General features: G+C 38.3%; 27 protein-coding genes. All 27 read right to left on the reverse strand.

The window, feature by feature from the left end:
• Positions 1-230 precede the first annotated feature (230 nt).
• The 27 genes from L1283_RS26550 to L1283_RS26680 all read right to left on the reverse strand — a co-directional run bounded on the left by L1283_RS26550 (position 231) and on the right by L1283_RS26680 (position 23,897).
• Complete coding sequence (locus tag L1283_RS26550) at positions 231-665, reverse strand: hypothetical protein (RefSeq protein ID WP_286778618.1); 435 nt, start codon at positions 663-665, stop codon at positions 231-233.
• Entirely contained in the window at positions 646-4,008 is a 3,363-nt protein-coding gene (locus tag L1283_RS26555) for a hypothetical protein (protein WP_286778619.1), read from the reverse strand. The genes L1283_RS26550 and L1283_RS26555 overlap by 20 nt, the downstream gene beginning before the upstream one ends.
• Positions 4,009-4,487: 479 nt before the next feature.
• A complete protein-coding gene (locus L1283_RS26560) occupies positions 4,488-5,102 on the reverse strand; it encodes a hypothetical protein (RefSeq protein ID WP_286778620.1) in 615 nt (204 codons plus the stop codon).
• 73 nt (positions 5,103-5,175) lie between these two features.
• Positions 5,176-5,790, reverse strand: coding sequence for a hypothetical protein (locus L1283_RS26565; protein WP_286778621.1), 615 nt, complete (start codon positions 5,788-5,790; stop codon positions 5,176-5,178).
• Positions 5,790-6,596, reverse strand: coding sequence for a DUF4099 domain-containing protein (locus L1283_RS26570; RefSeq protein ID WP_286778622.1), 807 nt, complete (start codon positions 6,594-6,596; stop codon positions 5,790-5,792). Before L1283_RS26570 ends, L1283_RS26565 begins: the two co-directional genes overlap by 1 nt.
• A 20-nt stretch (positions 6,597-6,616) precedes the next feature.
• Positions 6,617-7,804, reverse strand: coding sequence for an ArdC family protein (locus L1283_RS26575; protein ID WP_286778623.1), 1,188 nt, complete (start codon positions 7,802-7,804; stop codon positions 6,617-6,619).
• A complete protein-coding gene (locus L1283_RS26580) occupies positions 7,794-7,958 on the reverse strand; it encodes a hypothetical protein (RefSeq protein WP_286778624.1) in 165 nt (54 codons plus the stop codon). The genes L1283_RS26575 and L1283_RS26580 overlap by 11 nt, the downstream gene beginning before the upstream one ends.
• Positions 7,951-8,355 (reverse strand): M23 family metallopeptidase, encoded by a 405-nt coding sequence (locus L1283_RS26585; RefSeq protein WP_286778625.1) that lies wholly within the window; start codon positions 8,353-8,355, stop codon positions 7,951-7,953. Before L1283_RS26585 ends, L1283_RS26580 begins: the two co-directional genes overlap by 8 nt.
• 144 nt (positions 8,356-8,499) lie before the next feature.
• Positions 8,500-10,539, reverse strand: coding sequence for a type IV secretion system DNA-binding domain-containing protein (locus L1283_RS26590; RefSeq protein WP_286778626.1), 2,040 nt, complete (start codon positions 10,537-10,539; stop codon positions 8,500-8,502).
• 11 nt (positions 10,540-10,550) lie between these two features.
• Positions 10,551-11,396 carry a conjugative transposon protein TraN gene (traN, locus tag L1283_RS26595; protein ID WP_286778627.1) on the reverse strand — a complete coding sequence of 282 codons (846 nt, stop codon included), beginning with the start codon at positions 11,394-11,396 and terminating at the stop codon, positions 10,551-10,553.
• Positions 11,397-11,415: 19 nt separating this feature from the next.
• Complete coding sequence (locus L1283_RS26600; RefSeq protein ID WP_286778628.1) at positions 11,416-12,579, reverse strand: conjugative transposon protein TraM; 1,164 nt, start codon at positions 12,577-12,579, stop codon at positions 11,416-11,418.
• 58 nt (positions 12,580-12,637) lie between these two features.
• Positions 12,638-12,862, reverse strand: coding sequence for a hypothetical protein (locus tag L1283_RS26605; protein WP_286778629.1), 225 nt, complete (start codon positions 12,860-12,862; stop codon positions 12,638-12,640).
• Between the two features lie 184 nt (positions 12,863-13,046).
• Positions 13,047-13,661: a conjugative transposon protein TraK gene (gene traK / locus L1283_RS26610; protein ID WP_286778630.1), complete on the reverse strand. Its 615-nt coding sequence runs from the start codon at positions 13,659-13,661 to the stop codon at positions 13,047-13,049.
• 15 nt (positions 13,662-13,676) lie between these two features.
• Positions 13,677-14,795 carry a plasmid transfer protein gene (locus tag L1283_RS26615; RefSeq protein WP_286778631.1) on the reverse strand — a complete coding sequence of 373 codons (1,119 nt, stop codon included), beginning with the start codon at positions 14,793-14,795 and terminating at the stop codon, positions 13,677-13,679.
• 14 nt (positions 14,796-14,809) lie between these two features.
• On the reverse strand, positions 14,810-15,589 hold the full coding sequence (locus L1283_RS26620) for a hypothetical protein (protein WP_286778632.1): 780 nt from the start codon (positions 15,587-15,589) through the stop codon (positions 14,810-14,812).
• Positions 15,590-15,592: 3 nt separating this feature from the next.
• Positions 15,593-16,264, reverse strand: coding sequence for a hypothetical protein (locus L1283_RS26625; RefSeq protein WP_286778633.1), 672 nt, complete (start codon positions 16,262-16,264; stop codon positions 15,593-15,595).
• Positions 16,261-16,917 (reverse strand): hypothetical protein, encoded by a 657-nt coding sequence (locus tag L1283_RS26630; protein ID WP_286778634.1) that lies wholly within the window; start codon positions 16,915-16,917, stop codon positions 16,261-16,263. Before L1283_RS26630 ends, L1283_RS26625 begins: the two co-directional genes overlap by 4 nt.
• 4 nt (positions 16,918-16,921) lie before the next feature.
• Positions 16,922-17,584, reverse strand: coding sequence for a hypothetical protein (locus tag L1283_RS26635; protein ID WP_286778635.1), 663 nt, complete (start codon positions 17,582-17,584; stop codon positions 16,922-16,924).
• Positions 17,577-20,063 (reverse strand): TraG family conjugative transposon ATPase, encoded by a 2,487-nt coding sequence (locus L1283_RS26640; RefSeq protein WP_286778636.1) that lies wholly within the window; start codon positions 20,061-20,063, stop codon positions 17,577-17,579. Before L1283_RS26640 ends, L1283_RS26635 begins: the two co-directional genes overlap by 8 nt.
• Positions 20,047-20,346: a DUF4133 domain-containing protein gene (locus L1283_RS26645; RefSeq protein ID WP_088162661.1), complete on the reverse strand. Its 300-nt coding sequence runs from the start codon at positions 20,344-20,346 to the stop codon at positions 20,047-20,049. The genes L1283_RS26640 and L1283_RS26645 overlap by 17 nt, the downstream gene beginning before the upstream one ends.
• Positions 20,343-20,648: a DUF4134 domain-containing protein gene (locus L1283_RS26650; RefSeq protein ID WP_286778637.1), complete on the reverse strand. Its 306-nt coding sequence runs from the start codon at positions 20,646-20,648 to the stop codon at positions 20,343-20,345. The genes L1283_RS26645 and L1283_RS26650 overlap by 4 nt, the downstream gene beginning before the upstream one ends.
• Before the next feature lie 45 nt (positions 20,649-20,693).
• Complete coding sequence (locus L1283_RS26655) at positions 20,694-21,002, reverse strand: DUF4134 family protein (protein ID WP_286778638.1); 309 nt, start codon at positions 21,000-21,002, stop codon at positions 20,694-20,696.
• Between the two features lie 6 nt (positions 21,003-21,008).
• Positions 21,009-21,329, reverse strand: coding sequence for a hypothetical protein (locus L1283_RS26660; protein ID WP_286778639.1), 321 nt, complete (start codon positions 21,327-21,329; stop codon positions 21,009-21,011).
• Positions 21,326-21,655, reverse strand: coding sequence for a hypothetical protein (locus L1283_RS26665; protein WP_286778640.1), 330 nt, complete (start codon positions 21,653-21,655; stop codon positions 21,326-21,328). The genes L1283_RS26660 and L1283_RS26665 overlap by 4 nt, the downstream gene beginning before the upstream one ends.
• Positions 21,656-21,660: 5 nt before the next feature.
• A complete protein-coding gene (locus L1283_RS26670) occupies positions 21,661-22,287 on the reverse strand; it encodes a ParA family protein (protein ID WP_286778641.1) in 627 nt (208 codons plus the stop codon).
• Positions 22,288-22,317: 30 nt separating this feature from the next.
• On the reverse strand, positions 22,318-23,490 hold the full coding sequence (locus L1283_RS26675; RefSeq protein ID WP_204990821.1) for a relaxase/mobilization nuclease domain-containing protein: 1,173 nt from the start codon (positions 23,488-23,490) through the stop codon (positions 22,318-22,320).
• Complete coding sequence (locus L1283_RS26680; protein ID WP_286778642.1) at positions 23,487-23,897, reverse strand: plasmid mobilization protein; 411 nt, start codon at positions 23,895-23,897, stop codon at positions 23,487-23,489. The genes L1283_RS26675 and L1283_RS26680 overlap by 4 nt, the downstream gene beginning before the upstream one ends.
• Positions 23,898-24,006 lie beyond the last annotated feature (109 nt).

Genomic DNA, 24,006 nt, shown 5'->3' on the forward strand with positions numbered 1-24,006 from the left:
TGATGATCTGTGACTCGCTGAATTTGCTTTTTTTCATTGTCCCTAATTTATAAAACTACATTAATAATCGTAGCTATTTTTAGGGGAGATTACAGTTTGGCTTCCGATATGCTAATGGCTTGATTTATTCTTAATGGCACATCTTTAATCTGGGCTTTTATTGTAGTGATAATATTTTGAATTTTATTCATATCATCATCTACGATCAAAATCGAAATATTAGGATTCATTTATTTTATACTTTCTATTAGAGTTAACAAATTACTCTTCCAATCATCGTTTCTTGAATCATAATATACCCCGTCAACATAAAAATCAAAATTCTGTTTATATTTTGCAGAAATCTGTTCGAAAGTCAATACATCATTACCTATAGGAAATTTGTCAAACATAGTAAACAAGATTACTGGAACAATAATAGCTTTTCTCTTCATTTCGCGTAATATCTTCTCTCCACCAAATTGTTCATAATTTTGATTAATATCATTATTCTCTTTCTCCCAAAGCGGTATGGTCATATCTAAAATTAACACATCATAGTTGTTCGATCTTAATGCTTCCAATCCTGATTGAAATGACTCTCTTAAGTCAAAATCGCATTTATACAATAAGGATGTTAACTTATCGATCTTAATTCTATCATCTTCAATAATTAATATTTTCATGATTATCTGGTTTTTTATAAACTAAAAAAAGTGAGATTGTGATATTTTCACTATTTACTTCATAATCGAACTTTTCTGTTATGCATTTTGCTTCATATATCATTATTCGTTTAATTTTATGGAACCCACTCTCCCCCTCAATATTAGAGCGTTCTATTTTCTTTAAATCATTCCAATTATCCTTTATAATTTTCAAATTATCTTTTGTTTTTTGAAGATCTTTAATATTGTGAGTATTAATAACATCAATTTTAATATATTGACCATCAATCAATTCACTCTTAACTGTTAACTTTATCTTATTATCGGATTGAGAGTGAATAATTGCGTTGGTAAATAGAATATTAAACACATAGATCAAACTACTATAACCAGAAACGCTCTTAAACTTCATATCCACCTCATAATCAACAGTAATACTTATATTTAATTGCTTTGTAATTTCAACACTGGCATTTATTATATCTTCAAGCATTAATAATTTGGAGGTTGAAGATGTTTCTAATATAAACCACTCAGAAACATCTTCAAGACACAATTGCAAATTTGTCAAAGACGTATTTAAATTTTCATAAAGCATGATATTTCTAGGCAATGATTTAGGAAGGCTATTTCTAAAGTTCTCGACCAGATCACTAATTAGTTGATAGACCTCATTTTCTAAATATTCGTAAATACCAATACACAATTTCAAATTCGTATAGTATGCTAAATCATTTAATAAAATTTCAACAATATCGTCTGTATTTTTTAAATAATCGATATGTTGTTTATAAAAATTGTAAAGGATCTCATCATTTGTAGAATAGTTAAATACAGCAATTGGATTATTCAATCTTTCATGAGTAATTTGTATCGCATGGTTTTTTAAATTCCCAGTGAGATCATCTATTTGTTTGCTAAAAACTTTTATTTGAATCTGTATAGTTTCCAAGCAATCTGGTTCAACTTTTTGTGAATTCCAGTATTCAGAGTCAATATACTCGCCAGATAGCTTTGTTGTTACCAAATTTAATTTCTCAAATACACTTCTAATTTGGTTTTCCAATGCGCCATGTCGAATTTTTGTACTCAAACTACTGTCTAATCCATATTCTTTGCTAAATAAAAATTGCTCGCGAACTTCATAATATATATTTTTAAAAGCCACAAAATCAGCATCATTATAATTATTAAAATCATCTTGCACCTGCTCTTTCAATGACGTTTCCCAGTTTCTGGCTTTTGAAGCATTGAAACTTACCAACTTATTGCTTTTCTTTTCTGTGGCTATTCTTAAAAGACGGTTAAAATCATCATTATATTTCTCAACTAATTGTTCTTTGAGTCTATCTATATCTACGAATAATCTTCCATTATTAACTTCTTTAATCACATTTCTTACAGAAATCTTTTTATTTATCTCATCGATTTCATCACTATAAATTTTCTTATTCTTTTTATCTATAGTTATTAGACGAAACAAAACTTTCAATCTAAATTCCTCGGTATCATTAATTCGATTAAAGTAATACTTGATGGTATCTATCGTGCATATCTTATTTAATAAATATACATTAATACTTGGATCTAAATTTTCGAGATGTAATACATCTTCTAAATCATAATTTCTTGAGCATAAAAACTCATCTAGAAATTCATATAAATTATATTCAAAATAATACAAAGATGATAGAATCAAAGTATTTATACTACTAATGAATTTAAATTTATCATCATTCTCTATTGCTAGCTCAAATAGTTCTTGGAAATTTGTCTTGATGTAAAAGGTGTCTTCATCAAACATCATATATCCAAATAGATCGAGAGCTTCTTCAATTTTGTTATCTTTTATATAAGAATCGAATAAAAAAAACAAAAAACGCTCTTTGTAGTAATTACTGGAGATTATAACTGAAAAATTTTCTGTTACAAGACTTATTACACTAGAATAATTATTGCTATAGTAATAATAAGCAACTTCTGCAACAAGTTTCAGTAAATTATCTGTTGAAACAAACTTCGAATATTCCACATCCTTAAGCCCATACAAAATTTTTTTATATTCAAAATAGTTATTATTCCCGAATAAATCACCTATAGCAGAGTTAAATCCTTCTAAAGCAACTTTATAAGAATTAGAATAAAAAGAATATCTAATTGATTGATTTTTGTTGTTATCTATATTAGAAAGAAAATCCATTATTTGCATTCCTAGATTGCCATTCGAATACTTGAGGGCATATTTAATTAATTTTCTACCACATTTTTCATTGTTTTTTTTAAATAATAAATATTGATATAATTCCATTAACACTAAATCAATAGATCTTAGTCCTAAAGGCTCAAATTCTTGTTTTAAATTTATTATTGACTTTATATAAATCTCATAGACCTCGAATTCCAAAGGATATTCTATTATAAATATTTTACTAAGTTTCAGGGATGATTTAAAATCTCCTTTGTAATAGATTTCTAATATCTCATTTATTAGAGTCCAATTCTTATTTTCAATATATTTTTCATCCCACAGATGATTATAAATATTGATAACTCTTATATCTGAATTCCCCGCTTTAATTAATTTGGAAACAAATGATTTAAATAAGGCTCTATATTCACAATTTTTATTGTTTAGGTTTACAGTAATAACATTTATAATATTATTATATTGATCTATTATAGAAAATAAGTTACAGATATAAATAGCGCTTCGTAAATCAGAATAATAATAATTATAATTAGCAAATACGAAATTGCTGAATACAAAAAAATCTTTTATTAGCTCATTTGCATTTATAGTATTTATATCATTCTGTATTTGATTGACATAACTTTCAAAAGATACAGAGTTTTCAATTTTTTTACTACTCGCATTTATACAGAATTCATAAAAATTATTCCCTATAATATTTAAATAATTGGACAATTTTAACCAGTTTTCACTTGAACCAATTTCTTCCTCGGAGATATGCAGTTCTGATTCAATTGACCATATACTAAATCCATAATTCGAAACAATTTGTGAAATAAGGGATTTAGCAGTAGGAAAATCACCTTTTAAAATTGAAATCTCAAACTCTTCTTTTAAAACAACAAATTGATTAATATCCGAAACATTTAATAATATCTTGTTAGCAACCCACTGAAATTCAGAGACAAAATCATTTGTAAAATACAATGGATCGTTAACTTTAATGTTTTCAAGATTTTTGGGAAATAAATTCCTATTTAATGAATGTCTTAAAATTCTATTACTCTCAAATATCTTATTATAGCTACCTGGATCTATTTGAGTTTTTATAAAATTGATTTTTTCTAACAATCCAATTTTAGAATTATTTAAAATTTGTCTAAGATTCATACTATGAATTGATGCAATTTTTTAAGTTACTTAATATTTCGGTTTAAATTGATCTAAAATTAAGTAAAACGTTTTAAATTTTATTGAAATTATAATCTATAAAAGTTAAAGTTCTAGACCGCTTTGATTACCAAAATTTTGATAAAAACCATATTAGAACTGAGATAATTTTCTTCTTCCGAGCAAGGTTATCATCTAATGATTATAGCTTCGAGAAAAATAGCTTATCAGGCCGAAACGTATGGCTTAGAATAGACAATTAATCGGATATTTCAGGTATAGATGCAATTCGATTCTAAGACGATTTCCTAATCTCTCAGCACAATATCCAGACGATCAAAATGTTATGAATTAATTGATCATTGAATTTCTGAATGGTATCAAATTCTACACCTAATTCGAACATAGGTGGGACTACAGAATAAAAAAGCGGATTTTCTGATTAGAAAACAGGTTAGGGTTCTCCCTATTTTAACATACTACCTCCTTCTTTTAATTTGCTCATTCTGTGAATCCAAATTGGCTTGAGTTACAATATTGCTTTTAGGTTGGGCATACTGGCCTTTTTTGAGACCAGATTCCAAAAGGAGTGTTTCAGGAATATTTGTATTTAAAATAATTTTATCGGACCCTAGCTTTGGAATAATTTTATCCCTTATCAAATTCTTGATATGTTCGATCCCTTTAATATTATTTAGGAATTTTTCCATCGAGTGATTGAAAGTAAAATAAGAATACGAATCATTTGGAATACCATAGGCAATTCCATTGTCGGTTATTTTAGCAAGTTTCTTATTGAATTTTTCGAGTTCCTTTTTCTGTAAATGATCATAAAGTAGATCATTTAATTTCTCTTCTAAAGCCATATTAATAAAAGGATCATCTGGTTTTTTAAAAGATTTTGCGTGGTCTTCGGCCTGCTTTATAAGTTCTTTTCCTTTAGCATCTTTATGATAATAGTCAGTTGAACCACCATGTCCTGCATTTTTGGCATAACCAACATGTTTACCATTTATATATAAAGAAGCTGTGAACGCCTCTGTCTCTTCGCTTAATGAAGGAGAGTGTTTTATATTTTTAAGTTCAATATTCATAAAATATAATTCTAAATGTGGTTAAATCCACAAGTTCTAGACGGATAACAATCAGCCTTATTGGCACTGAAGACTATAAAGCAGTAAATAAATGAGGGAAATTCAAGAATCCCTTAACCGGTTTATGAGTTCGGATGGCGAACCGTTTACCAGAAATCACCTCAAAGTAGTTTAGGGAAAACCTCTCAATCGGTAATACAAGACTTTGCGAGCCAAATTCTATTTCTATTAAATCACCATTGATCCAAAATTTTGAGTCAATACTACGGTTCCAAAGAGCAATCTTGCAGTCAAAGATTTTCCCAATCAAGCTATTTTCAGCTATCAGATGGATTTTCGCATTAGGGAACTCACAAATGAGTTCCCTAAAATTTACTTTGCATGGGAGATAACCCATCGAAGCAAAGGCAACAGACAACGAGTTATCAACATATTGTGGAAAAAAATGTGTAAAACATAAAATATCTAGACAAGCTGGAGCTATAAATAAATCAGTTACCGAAGATGGAAAATGATTATAAGCTTTCCATATACCACTAGCTACCTCTTTAACACACACGTTGTTAGTCCAAACTTCCTTTTGCTGATCTGAAAGATATCTATAGCTGAACTCAAAACCGGCAGGAGATCTTTCAAAAAAGGGTTCAAAGAATCGGATCACATCCTGATCCAACTTATCTACATTCATTAACGGGACGATGAGCGTCCATATCCTCTAGATTCTTGATTTGGGATATGTTTATTTATTAATTGCTGGATGGTGACATTAGAATCGACTACATTTCCTTTTTGTTTCATATCTGCAATGGCCTGATTATACCCATTAGTATAACCTTCGGATTGGAATTTGGCAGCACGGTTTTTCAGGGCCTGAATCCCTCTATATACAAGGTAAGAGATGCCTGCATCAAACAGGACCGAAAGTGCTAGTCTTTTATTATCCGATTTTAATCCCTGGGGGTTAAGCGCCGTATGCTGAAACCTGGTACCATCGGATAATTTCACAATCTGACCATTTTTAAATTTTTTCTTTTGCTCTTCGGTAAGCGTCTCTGAGTTTACAGCTAATGGAACATTTACTTTTTCAGGATCATAGGAAATAAATTCTTTGGTCTGTTCATCATATTCGATGATTATTTTCCTGACCTTACCCTTTTGTACTTCTTGCTCTTTGGCAATATTGTCAATCTCACCATTTTGAAGTTTCTGGCTTTCATTTTCATCCAGAAGCTCATGTGCTTTAGCCACCTTATATATTGGATGCACATTCAGGCTCACACTTCCGTCGTCATTTTTCTTTAAAGATAGTTTCGCATCGAGTTCGGGAATAGAAAGCCCATCAAATTTAAGGTCTTTAAAATTTGTCATTTCAGTTCTTCTACCTGTAAGAAGTGCATTGATGTTGTCCCTGGAGAGAAGTATCCGTCCCTGAATGTAGAGGCCCAATTTTTCAAGTTCACCAAGGGGAAGTTCGTTGTCTTTAAATTGATTCATATTATTATCGAGTTATAGGATTAACGTTTTAAACCATAAGAAGCCTTTTGGACTTCTTCGTTACTATTAGAAATTGCTGGAGTTTTTATATCATTGCCGTTTTTGACATCTAGCAACGATTGGTAGAGTCTGTCGTTTTTTGAGAGTACAAATTTCTTTCCGGAGTCCTCTACTTCCATCTGAAGCCTTCCTCTTTTCAGTTGACTGGTTACTTTATAAACCGAATCCTTGTACGTAATGATATCGCCAATAAAGAGTTTGGATTCATTTTTTTGCGAGCTTTTATTAGTGGTTTGCTGGTTAAGTTCACGTTTACGCTCAAAATCCAGCAGATAAGAAAATATCCTTTCCGCGTCCGTTGCCGCCGCATGGATTTCATAAGGATTATTTTTTAACATTTCGATCCACCCTTTTACATAAGCAGCATGCTGGCCAGGATCATGACCGATCTTAAACTCATCACCGATCAGCATAGAGGCAATCTCAGCCCTTAATTCTTCCCGTGCATACCCTTCACTTCCAAACCTATTAAACAGGGACCTGTTGAGCCTATCCTGATGGCCAGTCCAATGCCCAAGCTCATGAAGAAGGGAAGCATAATAGCGGTCTGGAGTGGCAAACTGTTCTTTTAACGGCATCGTTATACTGTCAGAACGGAGGCTATAATACGCCTCATCTCCTTTTCTGTGATTGACCACCGCACCGGAAAGGAGAACCAGATCTTCCGCACGGACTATTGGGTCCCAATCAGATTTCAATTGGGGTTTTAATTCTAATTTAGGAATTCCACTGACCTGCTCAGCGTTAAAGACCCAAGCCGCTGTGACAATGGCACGTTCCAAAGGCGTCCGTACTTTTATGCTTTTGCCATTTTCATCAAGGACTTTTTTCCCGTTTTCATCTAATTTCGGGATAAGATCATGGGTTTTGACAAATTGAACAAGCGTACCCTTTTCACCCTTATTTATTTGCCAGCCTTTGGAATCCGCTTGCTTGAAAGTCAGCCATCGGGGGTCTTCCCTGCCTGAATTCAGCAATGAAAAGATATTGATTCCTTTATATCTATTTCCGGTAATTGCGTTATAAGGAAGACTGAAATCGGTTGAGACGGAATTCCAAGGTTTCTGCCAAGGAGCTGTTCCTTTTTCCAATTTTTCTATGAGGGCCGCGGCAACCTGCTCGTGTAGCGATTTTACCTTATTGTTCATCCTCCTCCCCTTCCTCGTTATTTTCCTCGTCAAAAGGAAATTCGTCACCATAAGATATTCCGTATATGACTGCCTCTTCGGGCGTTAGCCCAATTTCTTCGCCTTCTTTCAGAATTCTAAGTTTCTCATTAAGGCTTTCAAAAGATTTATTCATTTTTTTGCTCGTTTAAAGGATTTAAGCTGAGTTCATTGAGTTTTTTAAGAAAAAGAATGGGGTCAATAAATTGACCCCGGATTTTGACTGAGAGATGGAGATGCTCTCCGGTCGCCAGACCTGTTCTACCGCTTACACCAAGTAGATGACCGGGCGGTAAACATTCGCCTTTTTGGACCAATAGTCGAGATAGATGTCCGTATATAACCTGGATTTCATCACCTGATTCTATTACCAGAAATTTACCCAGCGTAGGACTTTCCGCGGCATTCACCACTTTTCCTGAAATTATATTAAAGATGGGTGAATCTCTGGCGGCAAGATCTACACCGTTATGATGAATAGGTTTAAATTTTATCGGATGTACCCTAAAACCGTAAGGCGACGTAACCCGCATTTTTTCAAGCGGGAGACTAAAATCTAGGGATTGCCCAACGGTATTTAAGGAAATAAAAAGCAATAGAAATACCCAGATTATTGGACTACAATAAACAGGGCAACGAATATTATACATAATGAAATTAAATCAGTGTTCTGAAAATTATTCCGATGAATTTTTGTACTTATCCGCTAAGGATTCTTTTTCGGTAGGCTCGGTATACCGAAATCCGGTAACTGCTTCAACAACTGAATTAACTTCCTCTTTGATCTTTTTGAAATTTGCCAGCAGTATCTGTTCTTTTTTCTCTCCAAAATCATAGAATATGGGTAATTCTCTATAATGCTGCTCTTCCTGTTTTATCGCTCCAACATCAATATTTATTCGGCAGTTAACGGCTGAGGTCCTAAATTTTCCGGTGAATTTCTCTACGGCATCAGAAGCGACAAGTCCTACCATCTGACCAGCAGGCAGTGCTGCGATTTTACCGGCGGGGATAAGGGGTTCGAGTTTTTCTGACAGGGATATAGAAGTTTTATTCCTGTCGATACTAAGGCTTTCGCTCTGCTGTTTTACTTTTCCAAAGATCCTTTCCAACCACTCAAGCGTATCTTTGTTCTGCACGCTTCCTGATAGAACATTTCCCACTACCGAAGTAATCGTTGCGGAAGTTTCTTTGCCATACTGCTGCTGAAATTGTTGTAAGCTCTGGATACCCAGGACTGTCGCCACAAGATTACTTCGAGCCTGACTAAGGACCTGTTCTATACGGTATAAATATAAACTTGGAGCTTCATCAACGACTATTCCAACAGGAAGGTTTCCTTTGGAATTCACCAATTTTGTAACACGGTTCACGACAACCGATAAACATGCGGAATTGATGCTCTGGGTAGCGGGATCATTAGCCAAGATCAGTATTCCGGGATGTTTGGGATTACTGACCTGTAGTTCAAAGTCATCTCCTCCAAAAACCCAGAACGTTTCTTTTGTCGCTAGCCTGCTGATAAAGATTTTTAGCGTTCCTACCTGTCCCTCCAGCTGCTCAAAAGCACGCGCCTTATAAGCTGTCATAAAAGGAGACAAGAGCGAATTAAGTTCTTCGTTGCTAAAGAGTGTGTCAAAAACATCTTCGTAGGACATGTTCAAAAATGCCAGAACATGTGGCAAGGTTGAATAGCATCCATTTTCATACTTACAAAAGAAGTAGATACAGGCGGTTAAGAAGTTCACGGCAGATTGGGTAAAAAACTGGTCGCTTCCTCCACTTTTATCACCCTTTTTAAGGGCCTCTACCAATGCTTCGGCAGTTTCATTTGCATCTGCGAGGGTCTGCAAATATTCCGGTTTAAATGGATTTGCCCGGCGGCTTCTAGATGGATCATTTAGGTTAATGACATGGAATTCATAATCCGGCATTTTTCCATCCTGTTTCGCCAGCAGGTAATGATAGTAAGCAATCTTCCCAAGATCAGGATACTTTAGATCATAAATGCACATGGTAAATGAATTTGCTATCATTTGACGCAGAATTGGCATAATGACCCCAAAACTTTTACCGCTTCCCGGAACTCCGCAGACCAAACAGCCCCTAAATAAGTTTTCCAGTGGAATATAGCCTTGATTAACCTTTCCCTTATAATAAAACAACATAGGGATATTGACAGAATATGGCGTGATTTTCGCCTGGGTGGGCTGCATAAAGGATTCTTCCTCGATATTCCATTTATCTTTCCCTAATCTAGAGCTGATAATCTTTGAAATGTTGTCTAATGCAACATGGATCAGGACAATCCCCAGAAAAGAGCTGAATACATAACCAAGATCATAATAATTCAGCCCGTATAGAACCGGTTTCCCTTTTTGACCGTGCAGCCATACAGCGAGCCCAATTATTAAGAATCCAAGCGTGAGGGGATAAACAATATGGTTCTTGGGATTTAGATCTTTCTTCTTTTTACTCAGGGTACCGATAGAAACCAGTATGACCAAAAAAACAGTAAATAGCTTACTGGCCAGCAGTCCCGAATAAAAAGGCATCCTTGCCAGCTTGGTTGCAAAAAGTAAATTTGTTTTGTTTAGAATCCCATATTCAAGGGATTTCTCAACATAAAGAAAGAGATAGAACTCCAGAAAAATGGAAAGATAAATGGCGAACTGGAAGAATCTATAAAGGCCCTGTTGTTCTTTTGTTTCTTCCATTTTTTTATTGATTATAGAGAATCGGCATTCAGGATATCCTGGTATTTGATTTTCAGGTCAATTGCCCTGCCTGACAACTGTTTTTCAGTGAGACTTACCCGCAATATTTTATTGCCCGGAAATGTTACTTTTTTAAGAACATAAATATTCCGGTTCTTTTTCTTTAGGAGGTCGAATGGCTGAAATTGCCAGATGGGTTCTATCTCAACCGACTGGACATTTGTTGCCTTGGTGATTCTTTTATCTTCCACAAAAAAACGTAGCTGATCTGGCCTAAATGAAAGGTTCGTATTATTGACAAATGAAAGATCCAGAAAAATGAAATCACCGATCGTTCTGATACCGTTCAGATAGATCCCTATTCCAAACTTCTCTTCCTTCCTCTTTGGGCGGTTACCGGATTGGGTTAAAAGAGTATAGGATAAGGACCTCATCTGGCTCCTGCTCAGGTTATTTTCCGAAGGCTCCAGCGGAACCGTAGATAAAGGATTTATTTCATAAAGAACCGGCGACTGTGCTTCAATATCCTGACCAGTTTTCAAGGCCCGGAACTGTGTCATGAAATTTTCTCCGACCACTGTAATGCTGCCGAGTTCTGTCCCCGAATCATCTAGATTCATGCTGTCTGAAACAATTTTAAGCCGGAGCAAATTATCTATAGGCAAATCTGCCACTACTCTTTTGGAAGAGATATCCACATATTTGATCGGTTCCGGTGAAAGGATGTGAACTGTGTTTCCCTTGGAAATCCTGATAGATTTAAGGTCGCTAAGTAAATGGTCTCCACCTGACTGTGCCATTGTCGGGGTTGCGGCGAGCAAAAATATCGCCGATAAAAACAGAAATAGATTTCTCATAATTGAAAATGATGAATGATTATTTGTATTGTTTTTGATTTTCACGAAGTGCTTGTGGGTCTATCAGATAGACCAGCGTATTATATTTGATTTTCGCCCTGTTTTTCCGGATATACCTGGAAACTGCTGTAGTAGTCGACTGAAACATCCTTTGGATCACGCCCATAATGATCTGGTTCTGGTTTTCTCCCCCCTGTATTGAAATTCCCTGAGAAGAATTTGCGCCAAGCTCTTTGCTGAACTCCCTGAAAGCGGATGCGGGCACATAAAGGCCCTGAAGACCATCATTATCATACAGATCAAGTTTTACGGGCAGGATCTTACCTCCCTGCATAATTGAAGTAATGCTCAAAAGGACACGCTGGCCGGTAAATCCACTAATCTTTGCGTATAAATAGGTGCCTTTTTGAATCAGATTGCTTCCCACCAATAAATTATCCATGAGCCTGATCCGCAACCTGGAATCCACATATCCGGTCATATTCTCGTCAATTATGGCCTGAATAAAAGAATCGTTCGGATTGTCTCTAACCGTATTGAAAACGGATTCGGTATCGTCGGCCTTTCTGACATTAAGCAATGGTAGATCCGCTTCTTCTTTTTTCGCCATTTCGATCCGCTGCCTCTCCTCTCTCGCTGCCCTTTCTTCCGGATCATTTGCCTTTGCCAGACTATCGGCAAATTCCATCTGCCGGCGGAATAGAAGCATCGGATCTTCTTCTGTCCTTTTTGGTTCTTTTCTAGATTCTGGATTGGATTTAGGAACAAGGGAACTCAGGACACGGTCCAGGTCTTCATTTCCATGCACAGCCCTTGGAGCATTAACTGAAATTAGTGATTCCTGTTTAAGCTTATCCCTTATGGAATCTAACTTGCGTTTTTCTTTATCATTGTACATTTCATCAAAACGGAATCCATCTACTTTGTCTTCCTGCAATTGATTCACCGCGGTATAGCCGTCCCCTCGACGGTACATTTCCCGGTAAGCGTTAAGCTTATCGGTTAAAGCTTTATTTTTCACCTCTGGGGAGACTTCCGAAATCTGTTCTTTTAGCTGGGGCCCATTATCTTTTACAGCACGCTCTTTTGAAAATGCGGATTGGTAAACGTAAAAGAAAATACAGATAAAAGGCAGGACGATAATCGGTATGATATATTTGGGCCTTTTTAGGTCTAATTTCATAATATAATTTGATTTAGAATTGAGAAATACTAAGCAGGTTTAGGGAAAAAATGCTGGATCAATCTTTGGATATCGAATCCTTCGCATTATGGTTTTCCAGCGACAAAAGCCTATCCTTTATCTGGATAAGGATCATACTATCCTGTTTATCCAGGTTATCTTTTTTTGAAAGCCCTTCTAGGACAGCCTGAAGTTCAAGTACTTCTTTTAGATCGGAGATTGAACCAAATATATTTCCCATTCCATCCGCAATAGGTGCAGAGAGTTTCGGATTCTTCACCATTTTTGCTTCCTTTTGCCTTGGCAGCATAAAAAAACAGCAGATTGAAATCAGGATACATAACACCATGAACATGAAAACCTGTTTGGGATATGTACTCAATTTTGACCTTACACATTTTCTAAGATGGACAGTATACCTGGAAAATTCATTGCCGATCTCTTTCCAGACACTGCTTTCGGATTTATTAGAGGTTATTTTTTTGAACATAACTGAGGTCTTTATTTTCCAATGTTTTCCATCTCGTTATCAGAACTGCATGCGCGTTGTTGTCTGTCCTGATTTTAAGGTCCCTTAAATATCCTTCTGTAATGAGACTACGAACGACGGTTGAGCTCCGTCGGTCTATGGTCTGTTTACCATAAAAGCGAAAATAGTTTCCTTCAAGGTGGATTGAATCCGTCTGGATCGTAAGTACCGCACTGGAAGACAAGATGGAATTAAAAAATCCTTTCTCACGGAGGTTATTGTATTGTAAAGCACCTGATTCATCAATCAGATACATCGCTCGCTTCATCTGGTATTCTATAAACTTCTCGTCCGGTGTCAGAGTAAAAAAAAGACTATGGAATAAATTTATATGCGTTCGGTACTCGGCTGAACGGTTCATTTCAACACTGGTCTGCTGCGCGGCCAATGGCACATTATTTATATCCAGTACATATACTGACTTTCTTGCACTTTCCACCTGTTTAAAGGCAAAGAAAGAAACTATGGACACCAACAGAAAGGCCGTTATTAAACTCCCGACGGCAATAAGGGTTGCCAGACGAATCTTTGATTCTATATTTTTGATAATCATGTTCTTTATTTAAGTTTAGAATTTTGCGATCACCCTTCTAGCTGTTCTTGCCATACCGGATGCCCCACGGCCCATTGTACCCGCGGCTGAAGTGATTCCAGAAGTGGATACGATCCATGTACTTATACTTGGCACCGTGAGCATTGTCAGCCCACCGATCAGGAAGGTTACGATGACGATCCCAAATGACATTATTCCATTTCCGGCAAGCCAGCCAAGTTTTTCGAGCCTATCGCCAGAAGTCGATAATAATTCCTGATAACGGGTGATCTCAGCTTCTAGAGCATACTGCTGAAAAAGACTGGTTATATGCATCACCAGATAGGCAATCCCAGAGTAGAGATTGACCGACACGAACCGTGCGATCCAGGTTCCGAAGGAATCCCTGAAAGCGGGAAGAATACTTACCGCAACGGAGAATGGGCCTAAAATGATCAGAATGGTCGAATAGAGTATCTGGATCATGAATATGATATAAACACAGATCCGAAGTACCCAGACTGCCAAAGTTTCCAGTGTATAGGTCATCCATAGCTGCAAATTGATCTGCATCCTGTTTCTTAGCTCCACGACATTGTTCCATACGGAAGTAAATCCATCTTTCACGGTTGAGGTGACCGCATCCCAAGCCTTTCCGTACCATGTATCCGCCTCGTTTTTTGCGACTTCGGTTTCCGCCTGGATCTGGGTCAGGGAATTGGCTATGTCATACATGAGTTTTGCGCGTTGGAGCCGAAGGCTATTGACTTCGGTCTGTCCGCTATCAAAAAGGCTTTCCGTTTTGGCAGCTACAATATCCGTAGGATAAGCGATCACCCTTGTGAAAGCTCCCCACCAGATAATGACCATGACCAGTCCAAATGGCCTGAGCAAGGGCATAATCTCCATTTTTTTATCGCCGGACATCATTTCATAGCTCTTAATGGCAAAAAATATGAGCATAAAAATTGCCGCTAGCGCCTGTGCATCCGTAATAAAAGTATCGTAATGGGTCCATATCGTATCTTTCATCCCTTTCAGGAAGTGCATTACCCCTTCCTCGTATACCCCATTTCCCTGTAGGAAAGTGAAAGTATCCTTAAATGAATCAGGCACCCCCACTGGAGATGCCTGTAAAAAAAATGTATATGTCATAAAAAATTAATTTATCATCTGCTCTTATTTAGGATTTTGTCCGCAATTTCAATATCAGATTTTCCAGTATGTGGGAGCGGCATGACCGGATCTATCTCCTTAATGGAAGACAGGTCACTTGATAGTGATAGAAATTTCAGGGCGTTGCTTTTCTTGGATTCCCACCCCGATTCAAGAACCCTATATTCCGACAATAGGCGATGATAGCCCAAGATCCTGCTGCCCCTTTCAAGATCTGCTGTTTTCAGGATTTCCAGACGTTCTATGAGGCCCGATCTTTCACTGGTATACCATTCATAAGTACCTTTATTTATCAGATATTCTTTTACCTCTGAACTGATCCCCTGAAGGATTAGGGATTCATCCTTTTCTAGGGGGGCGAACTCATGTTTATAGTATAGCATCCAAAGTGGATCTGCGGCACTCACAGCCCCTGAATAATTGGTAAGTTCCTTGATAGCAGTATTTCGGATAGTATCGGACTGCATTTTATAGGAATCATTGGTCTGCTGCATAGCCATCACCAGACCCATTCGCATGGTCTGGGGCCCTGAGCCTGAAAGGGGGCGCCTGTCCAGCTTGGGATAACTTGGATGAAGGCCCCAGGTGAGCCAATACTGATAATTCAGTCCGAGAAATCCAGAAGTCGGGGTAAATTTCTTTCGGTCCCACTGTTTATGCACCATGCGCTCCTGCTGATTGACAATATGTTTATCGGTCTGACGCTTGATCCGCTGGCCAATGACAGGTTTAGATCCAAGCAGAAAAATAACAATAGCTAATATTCTCCACATAATTCAATGTTTTACTGCGCCATAGTTCCTTAATATCTCGTTTGCTTTTTGGATGTCCTTATTGACGAAATTTTTAAAAGGATTCACCGTTTTTAGTAATCCATTTATTTTTGTCCAATAAACCGAACGTTCCATACTGAAAAGAAGCGCGCGCATCACCTTTAATTCGATAATGATCTTCCGCAAAAGAAAATCCCGCTTTTCATAATCCATTAAGACATTTTTGCCTTCCCTGAGAATAAAATCAGAAACTTCCGTAGCAAGATTTATTCCCCTTTCTTTTAGTTGCCTAGCTGTTCCTTCCGCTACTAAAAGCAGCCAGGGTTCTTCTTTTGAAATCTCGATAAGGCTATTGGACTGTTTAATAATTTCAGCGGTCAGAGAAGAAACCTGTAACACAGATCTACCGGACTTCAAAGCATTGTTTACTTCCGTTAGGGATCTATGGATCACCTGCTGAACGATTACCAGGGAAGACAGGTTGAGATTGATGTCTTCAACATTTTGATTGATCTGCTTTAGCATACTGTTATGCGCTGATTCGGAGGCCAGTCTGACCGCACCGTTTTCATTTACGATTGCCAGATGTTTGGTATCTGAAATTATTGTCACATAACCTTGCCCATACAAAAAATCAAAACAGAAAATAATCAGTGTTATGAGATAATACTTCATGGTTTCTTTTCTAATTTTCTTAATATATTTTCCACAATTCTCCTGTCGGTGTTTATATATTCCTTAAAGGGATTAAGACCATCCAGTATTTTCTTCCTTGTGGAGTAATAAAGGGTAGATGTCAGTGCCCTGGATGCTCCTTCGATCTGTCGGAGTTCAGTCAGTATATGCGCATAAAGCAAACGGCGATCACTGGTTTTCATCTGGTTGAGATCCCCGATTGTCAAAAACAGGCCGGCAATATATCTTCCCAATTGAACTGACCTATCTACGATTTCCTTTTCGCTATTTAAGGCTAGTGGAATAAATTCAGGATGGTCAGATGCGATACTTATTATTCTGTCCTGATGAGCAATAATCCGTTCAATGATCGGTCCGGATTCGATTCCCATACTCAGTCCCTGTAATGCCGTATGCAGGATACTGAACCTGTTCTGGATCTCCCGGTACCGCTTTTTGAGCTTCGTGGTACCCGAAGTATTTACCTGCTCATTTGCCGTAGCCACTCCCTGGCGGTCACGGGCCTCTTTCTGTCGTTCATACTCATCTTTGCTGTGACCTACCAGCTGGTGCAAAAGTTGTACATTCAGCTGGCAACTTGCAGTTTTGGATAAGCAAAGAATACAGAAACAAAAGATAATTCTCCATTTCATTGCATTACTTCTTTACGAGTCTAGAATTTCTGATAACATCATCCGCGATCTGTTTATCTATATTGATAAATCTAGCATAGGGATTTAAGGAATTGAGGATTCCACGCTGTTTGGCCCAATACATATTTCGGTGCATTCCATACGCAACGCCTCTGAGAATGGTCAATTCTGTTTGTATCCGGTTGAGTAATTTTGCCCGTTCACCGGAGTCCATCAGATTCTCCTTTCCATCTTTGAGCACAAAAGCCCCTACCTCCGTTGCAAGGTTTGTCGCCCTGTTCTTAAATTCCCTTGCACCGGCTTCGGCAAAAAGTAAAAGCACAGGATTCCCCTTTGCAAGTACCATTGCTTTTTCGACATCCTCAATAATATCGACGGTAATTCCAGCAATCTCTTTTATGCTCAGCAGTGATCTGACCACAGAAGAGACCTCGGAGAGTCCTTTATAAATTTTATCCTGTAGATCATTGACGATCTGTAACTGTCCGGTAACAGCAAGCTGACCCCGCTGGATCAGTGTCAGGTTATCGTTGACATGATCCAATTGCCTATTCATCATCGAGGCATGTGCTCCCGTTGCCGCTGCGACTGCCGGATCGGTATAGATCTGTGCTTTTACAGACAAGCTTGGCAATAAGATCAGCAAAATCATAATTATTCTAATCATTGGCCATAAGATTTAAAGTTTGAATTCCCTTTCTGTTAACTTCCCCAACAAAATCGTTCAGGGCTTTGCCAGAATATTCCAGATCTTTGACGAATGCGGTAAGGCCATCTTTGTAATTTCCAAAATGGTCCGCATAGATTTTTACGGCACTTTTTTCGGGTTTTTCGGTGGTAAACGCGAGATACTGAAATAAGGATACCTCCACGCCATACACTTCCCCTACTGTCCCCCTTCGGATGTAGACTTCTTTAAAACGTGACCTGTCCTCTTTATTCTGTAATTTGTTTATGGTAAAGATCTTGCGTCTTTCTACATCGGTAATGGACAGCAGTTTTGCTATTTCATCATAATTGGACTGGAATTTAGACTGGTCGAGTAAACAAATTGTATCCGAATTTGCCAAAATACTGTCTTTGACTATTGGATTGCCCAAAATATCGCCTAATTCTTGCGTAACGACCACGATTTCACCATAAAATTTTCTTACCGTTTTATACAGGTAAACAATGTAACCCGCCATTAATGGGCTTGCAATGGCCTTCCATGCTTCTTCGATCACCAGGGCTTTACGCTGGAATGTCCGATGTCTCATTTTCTGTAGGAATAGATCCATAATGACCAGCGTAACGATTGGAAAAAGGGTCTTGTTCTCTTTCAGATTGTCGATTTCGAACACCACAAACCTCTCTTCAAAAAGAGAGGAATCAGCGCTTTTATTGAGAACGGTACCAAATTCCTGTCCGGAAAAGAATTTCTTCAATACATACCTGTATTCATCCAGATCAAACTTTAAGAATTCATCGTCCATTATATCCTTGATCTTGTCAACGGAATACACATAAAAAGAGTCGAAATTTAATTCGTCAGGACGATGGGGGTTTTGCGGACCGGGATCGAGGTAAAAATATTCGTAATAATAGGAGGATATAACGTTTGATAAAAGTGTATCCTCTACCTGGGACAGTTTTCCGTCGGCTCCCTTCCAGAGCAGCGCTACCAGAGTTTTTAAGAAATCCTTTTTTTCTAGGTTAAACTCTTCCTGAGTCAGGGCAAAAGGATTCATGGATATCGGGTTTTCCTCAGTATAGGTAAGGTAAGTTCCTCCTAGAAAAGTACAGAGCCCCTGATAGGAATCGCCGGTATCGACGATGACAATATCCATGTTATACCTATAATACTGTTCCAGAAGCGCATTCATGAAGAAAGATTTTCCGGTACCACTAGGCCCCAGCGCAAATTTCGAACGGTTGGAAATACGGTTTGTACTCAGGTCAGCAGGATCAAATGCAAGTGGTATCCCCTGTCGGTCCGTAAACCGGATCAGAAAATCCGTTTTTTCATCGCAGGGCAGTGATTCCTTAAAGAAATAACAGAGCGTCGCATCTACCGGAGTCAAAAACAAGTCATAAACCTGTAGTTCCACGGCATTGCCGGGTAATGAAGACCTGAATAATTCGAACTGGTTGTAAGCATTTCTGCTGGGAATAATCCCCTGCTGAAATAGGGACGATTCAATAAAATTCGATGTCCTTTCCAGCAGTTCAGAATCGCAGCCGATCAAAATGGAAAAGTGTGTATTAACGAGCAACTGATTGTCTTTCGCCACATCGGCCAATAAATTATCAATATCTTCAACATAGAGCTGATTGGCCGGATCGGGCATATTGGAATGCCTCTTCCTTTTAAGTTCCAGTTTGTTCAGTGTAAACTGCTGAGCTGGAATTTCAATCACCTGATTATAGATCATGACCTTATAATCTGGCACCCTGTGCAGAAAAAATAAATTGTCAACAGGAAAATTCATCAAGCCGTTTGTTTCATTCCGTATCGCATACGCACTGATCGTATCCGGCAATTCAACAATATCCGTATCTATGAGACTAATGCATCTGATGGATCTTTTCCCCAGATTTATCTGATTGTCCTGACACTGATAATTATCCAATACTGTTTCCGTACCCTTAAAATCAAATGAAAGTATCCTGTAAAAAAGACGATTGATTTCTGCTTTTCCAAGAACCCTTGGATGAAGCCCCGCAGCATTCAATACCTCAATTACTTTACCAAGATCCCTTATAAACTTATGGAGCATCTTCTCATCGAAAGTATAGAATGTGCCTTTCTTTACCTGTTTGGTAAAGGTGATGTAGCTTCTGATTTCGGTAAATTCCCGACCGCTAAAATGTTCCTGATATTTTTGTTCCAAAAACACTTCCGATGGAACTGGTCGATACTTTCTACGGATAAATACGTCCTGCTTTTGGATTATATGTCCTTCCCCCAAAAGTTTGACCACACTGGAGAGTGCATGGTGATAGACGGAATACTTGGTTTCATCGGCATCATACTGGATGACCGGATTGGTAATACCAAGGATAATTGAATAGTCCCCCTTATCCCCAAAGAGGATCGGGAAGCCCATAAATTCATCAATGCCCGCAAAAGGTAGATTAAAGGCATGCTTACTTTGCTTTTTCATTTCTGAACAGTGTTTTGGAAGGATGGATAATAATTCCGTTGTGACGGGTTTTGTCGAATAGCCCCTTTTTCTGCTTACTGATCGTATACACCATTCCCAGGGTCATGAATACGAGGATGCCCAGACAGCCAAGTATCATGTTGGTAAATGCACCAATAAGACCTCCGCAAAGCATGCCGCCCATGATGGATATGACAGCGTAATAGATAAATTTCCCTTTAAAACCCCTGTAAATAAGGGGCTTTTGGAGCCCCTTATAAAATTGATAGTTTTTCTGGATCATACGCCAAAAAATGCCTTGATGACCACACTGACCAGAATGAGAAATAGACAGGAACCGCCCCACGACATCAGTTCTTTCGAGATATCCTGGTCACCGCTGTTCCATTTGATATAGACCCTGATTCCCCCTATCAGCCCGACGACAGCACCGATACTCAGTATCAATGTCGATATGGGATCGACATAGGTATTTAACGACGATGTGGCGGCGTCAATACCAACTGTTCCTCCTTGGGCGAAGGAACGTTCCGCAAAAAGGTAGATTGCGGCCAAAACAAGTAACTTGCTTGCTTTTACTCTCATAAGAAATAGGAATTAAAAAAGTGAATGGAAAAAAAGATTGGCGTTTTAGCTGATTCCATAGAGTGCTTTTAGGGATACACTCAGTAGGGAAAGAAAAAGACAGGAGAGAAACCAGGCCATGACCTGGGCATCAATATGATGATCTTTTCCGCTCTGCCAGTTGTAGAAGATCCGAACCCCTCCTATCAGTCCACAGATAGCCCCAAGGACCAGGGCGAAGTCTGAAAAATTAAAATACCAGCCCCTGATCTCGGAGCTGACCTGCCTGAATTCGGACAGGCCCGGCTGGGCGACAAGGTTGTGGACAAAAAAAAAGACGGCAATTGCCGTCCATATCGTTTTCTTTTTGTTCATTATTGATTAATAAGCAATTGCCTTTGTGAATTCGATCAGGTCATTTTGAGCAAGGGAGAACAATTCCTTGATGGATACGCCACCAGAACTTTCTATCGGGCCACTTGTGATCGCACCGGCATTTTCGAAGCTGTCGTCCAGAATATCTTCATCCGGTAGGTTCACCTTCGTGGAGGAATGAAATTCAGGAAATGAGATTTCACCTTGCCTGACGTTTTTAGGTTCATTACCCGATTTATTATTGCGATAAAAATCATACATAAGGTTCAGTCCATAGTATCCAAGGTAAAGCGTAGAGAGATAGAGTGTAAATTGAATCCAGTTCATAGTTCGAGATTTTTTAGGGTTTCTTTGATATGATTTGAAATTTGGGGATGTTTTTGGAGGAAGTATTGAAGGGAATAGGAAATGATCTTGTTCATGTCAATTCCCTGGGTAACCTTGAGCTGTTTGAGGAGAAATAAGGTTTTATCGTCGAGCCTGATCAGCAGTTTTTCTTTTCCGACCAGCCTGTGGGCACGTATTTCCTCGACGATAGGATCTAATGCGTTTTTTGGGACAGGTTTCTTTTTAGGGACTGTCTTGCCTGTCCCTTCATTATTATCTTTCCGAATGGTTTCCCTCAGTTCATCCGCTAATGTTTTAATATTCATGGGCATTAGTCACTTTTAAGAAAATGGTCATAGATATGGGAAAGCACCGGATAAGATACCGGACGGATCGTTTCGGGTGTATGTACTGTTGAGACTCTTTGAAAATCTATCCTGTCCGAAATTTCCGAAAGGACTGTTCCAAAATTCCGCAGAACATTCTGTACCTGTTCCTTGGTTTCGTATTTTACATTTGTCTTAATCCTGTTGGGGATAAAAAGAACCTCTGCACGTCTGTTCAGTTTTTTGACGACCATTGAAAATAGCACTGTTGAATCGACTGAAAATTCGTCATACGCAAATGGGCAGATAATGAGATCGGCGGAAGTGAAGATCGGAAGAAGACCATCATCATCCATTTTTCCGGGAAGATCAATTAAAATGATGTCCTTTGGAGATTTTAGAAGTCTCTTCTTCATTAATGGGAAGTCATCAAGTGCGGCGGGAATAATTTCATAAAACGGGTCATTTTCCAAAATTTTAGCTTTCTGCGATTTTGCAAATAGGGATTGTTGATAATCCATATCAAGAATGGTCAGGGCCTGGCGTTTCTCAATTGCCAAAAAATTGGCAAGCAGAAGCACAAGGGTACTTTTACCGCAGCCCCCCTTCTGGTTTCCAATAAGTACAAGCATAATGTTAGAGTTTGGTCAATAATGTTTTTGCTAACGCGTATTGGTGTGGGATTTTCTTTTACGTCTCCGGTTTCTGCCATGAATGGCTTCATCATCGACGTCATCCCGAATGTCGATCTGGAAATCAGGTACCGGAAAACTGCCATTTTCCGGTATGTCATCGAGAACGATTGAATTTTCAGTACTAGATGATTTATTAGCTGGCGGATTAAACCCATATCGTGCGGAATCTTCAGACCTGGCAGGTTCCAACGTTTTATCGCTATTATTTGCGGAGATAAATTCTGAAAGTGGCATCAGGTCGCCACCTTTATAGATGTTCCTACACGCATGGTCAATTACAGTATAACCATAAGGAGGTTTTCCCGGTTTTCCATGAAAAAGGATCTGGATGCCGAATTTTGATTTGAACAGTTCTGCCAGATCGGAAGTGTAACCAACATCAATAGTTCTTTCTCCACCCGGGTTTTCCCGATACAAATTTCTCACGGATGGATCATGTGCCAATTTATAGCGGTGGAAAATTGCTCGTATTTGGGATAATCTATCAAGGTCTTTCTGAAACTGCCCGATTTTACTGTCAATGACATCCAGCGATACTTCACCAACATTCTTACCGAATTTGGAAACCTGGTACTTTCCAGCGTTAAGCGTAATGCTGTAGCCCTGATTTTCCAAAATCATCATAAACTGTGCCCGTGTGGAAAAGCTGTATTGGAGGGTATTTTGTATGGATTTCAAAGCTTCTATTTTTTCGTCGTTTCCCATCACCCGGTTAAGGACCTCATAGGAACGAAGTTTCTCATAGCTATCGCTGATTTTTTTCCCGTCCCTGCCGACACGTGTTGAGACGATATGAATATGATTATTTTTTGTATCCTTGTGAAATATCAGCAAATAGGGTTGATTTTCATATCCCATTCCTTTTAACCACTTCTCCGCAATTTCTGTTAATTCTTCTTTACTATGGCTGCGGCCTTTACATGAAATCGCAACATGAAATTGTGGGTTCTTTATTTTTTTGCTCGCACTGGTCTGTAGTTCCAGATAGTTGATATAATCAGATGGGCGCAAGCTGGTCATGGCTCCAAGCGCACCGAAATTGGCTGCTTTTACCAGTTCACCTTTATCCTGCTGAATCTTGTCTGTATTATAGCGAACACCGCCAAAACTTTTAGCGGAGGATAATATTTTAACAATCATCGCTGCCCTTTGATTAACCGCATTAGATTTCTGAATTCCTGTTCAATCTGTCGCTGATATTTAATATAATCAGCTATGAGAGATGGAAATCGGGATAGTTCGCCGGGTTCCAGTTTACCCTGTAGCTTCAATGTATTGATGTGGCGGGCGAGTTGGTTGATATTATTTCCTGATCTTCCCAGTTCCGAGCCCAGTGTATCGAGCATCTGGAGTATGGTTTTAGAATCGACCAATGTCCTGGATGAACGGTTTAAAACCCTATTCCTTACAATTTCTGACCGATTTATACCAAGCGATTTTTCAAGGGCTAGGAACTGTGCCTTCTCGTTTTCCGTCAGGCGCAGTTCAAACCGGAAGACTCTATTATTTTTTTGTGTTTCAGTTTTGAGTGGTTTGTTTCTTCCCATATATCGGTTCTTTTAAATACTGACTGCCGCAATGCCCTGAAAATCTCATAGGCTAACTGGAGAAATTTAGCATTCCGTAACTCCTACTGCTTACCTATTCCCGTGAATA

Source organism: Sphingobacterium sp. HSC-15S19 (assembly GCF_050433745.1).
Taxonomy (GTDB): domain Bacteria; phylum Bacteroidota; class Bacteroidia; order Sphingobacteriales; family Sphingobacteriaceae; genus Sphingobacterium; species Sphingobacterium siyangense.

Coding starts and splice junctions, on each gene's coding strand:
- traN (WP_286778627.1), bottom strand. CDS start 11,396: ATGAGAAATCTATTTCTGTTTTTATCGGCGATATTTTTGCTCGCCGCA.
- L1283_RS26650 (WP_286778637.1), bottom strand. CDS start 20,648: ATGAGAGTAAAAGCAAGCAAGTTACTTGTTTTGGCCGCAATCTACCTT.
- L1283_RS26575 (WP_286778623.1), bottom strand. CDS start 7,804: ATGAACAATAAGGTAAAATCGCTACACGAGCAGGTTGCCGCGGCCCTC.
- L1283_RS26550 (WP_286778618.1), bottom strand. CDS start 665: ATGAAAATATTAATTATTGAAGATGATAGAATTAAGATCGATAAGTTA.
- L1283_RS26625 (WP_286778633.1), bottom strand. CDS start 16,264: ATGAAGTATTATCTCATAACACTGATTATTTTCTGTTTTGATTTTTTG.
- L1283_RS26620 (WP_286778632.1), bottom strand. CDS start 15,589: ATGTGGAGAATATTAGCTATTGTTATTTTTCTGCTTGGATCTAAACCT.
- traK (WP_286778630.1), bottom strand. CDS start 13,661: ATGATTATCAAAAATATAGAATCAAAGATTCGTCTGGCAACCCTTATT.
- L1283_RS26640 (WP_286778636.1), bottom strand. CDS start 20,063: ATGAAAAAGCAAAGTAAGCATGCCTTTAATCTACCTTTTGCGGGCATT.
- L1283_RS26655 (WP_286778638.1), bottom strand. CDS start 21,002: ATGAACAAAAAGAAAACGATATGGACGGCAATTGCCGTCTTTTTTTTT.
- L1283_RS26680 (WP_286778642.1), bottom strand. CDS start 23,897: ATGGGAAGAAACAAACCACTCAAAACTGAAACACAAAAAAATAATAGA.
- L1283_RS26600 (WP_286778628.1), bottom strand. CDS start 12,579: ATGAAATTAGACCTAAAAAGGCCCAAATATATCATACCGATTATCGTC.
- L1283_RS26635 (WP_286778635.1), bottom strand. CDS start 17,584: ATGATTAGAATAATTATGATTTTGCTGATCTTATTGCCAAGCTTGTCT.
- L1283_RS26560 (WP_286778620.1), bottom strand. CDS start 5,102: ATGAATATTGAACTTAAAAATATAAAACACTCTCCTTCATTAAGCGAA.
- L1283_RS26615 (WP_286778631.1), bottom strand. CDS start 14,795: ATGACATATACATTTTTTTTACAGGCATCTCCAGTGGGGGTGCCTGAT.
- L1283_RS26645 (WP_088162661.1), bottom strand. CDS start 20,346: ATGATCCAGAAAAACTATCAATTTTATAAGGGGCTCCAAAAGCCCCTT.
- L1283_RS26630 (WP_286778634.1), bottom strand. CDS start 16,917: ATGAAATGGAGAATTATCTTTTGTTTCTGTATTCTTTGCTTATCCAAA.
- L1283_RS26570 (WP_286778622.1), bottom strand. CDS start 6,596: ATGAATCAATTTAAAGACAACGAACTTCCCCTTGGTGAACTTGAAAAA.
- L1283_RS26665 (WP_286778640.1), bottom strand. CDS start 21,655: ATGAATATTAAAACATTAGCGGATGAACTGAGGGAAACCATTCGGAAA.
- L1283_RS26670 (WP_286778641.1), bottom strand. CDS start 22,287: ATGCTTGTACTTATTGGAAACCAGAAGGGGGGCTGCGGTAAAAGTACC.
- L1283_RS26590 (WP_286778626.1), bottom strand. CDS start 10,539: ATGGAAGAAACAAAAGAACAACAGGGCCTTTATAGATTCTTCCAGTTC.
- L1283_RS26660 (WP_286778639.1), bottom strand. CDS start 21,329: ATGAACTGGATTCAATTTACACTCTATCTCTCTACGCTTTACCTTGGA.
- L1283_RS26555 (WP_286778619.1), bottom strand. CDS start 4,008: ATGAATCTTAGACAAATTTTAAATAATTCTAAAATTGGATTGTTAGAA.
- L1283_RS26675 (WP_204990821.1), bottom strand. CDS start 23,490: ATGATTGTTAAAATATTATCCTCCGCTAAAAGTTTTGGCGGTGTTCGC.
- L1283_RS26585 (WP_286778625.1), bottom strand. CDS start 8,355: ATGCGGGTTACGTCGCCTTACGGTTTTAGGGTACATCCGATAAAATTT.
- L1283_RS26580 (WP_286778624.1), bottom strand. CDS start 7,958: ATGAATAAATCTTTTGAAAGCCTTAATGAGAAACTTAGAATTCTGAAA.
- L1283_RS26605 (WP_286778629.1), bottom strand. CDS start 12,862: ATGGTGAAGAATCCGAAACTCTCTGCACCTATTGCGGATGGAATGGGA.
- L1283_RS26565 (WP_286778621.1), bottom strand. CDS start 5,790: ATGAATGTAGATAAGTTGGATCAGGATGTGATCCGATTCTTTGAACCC.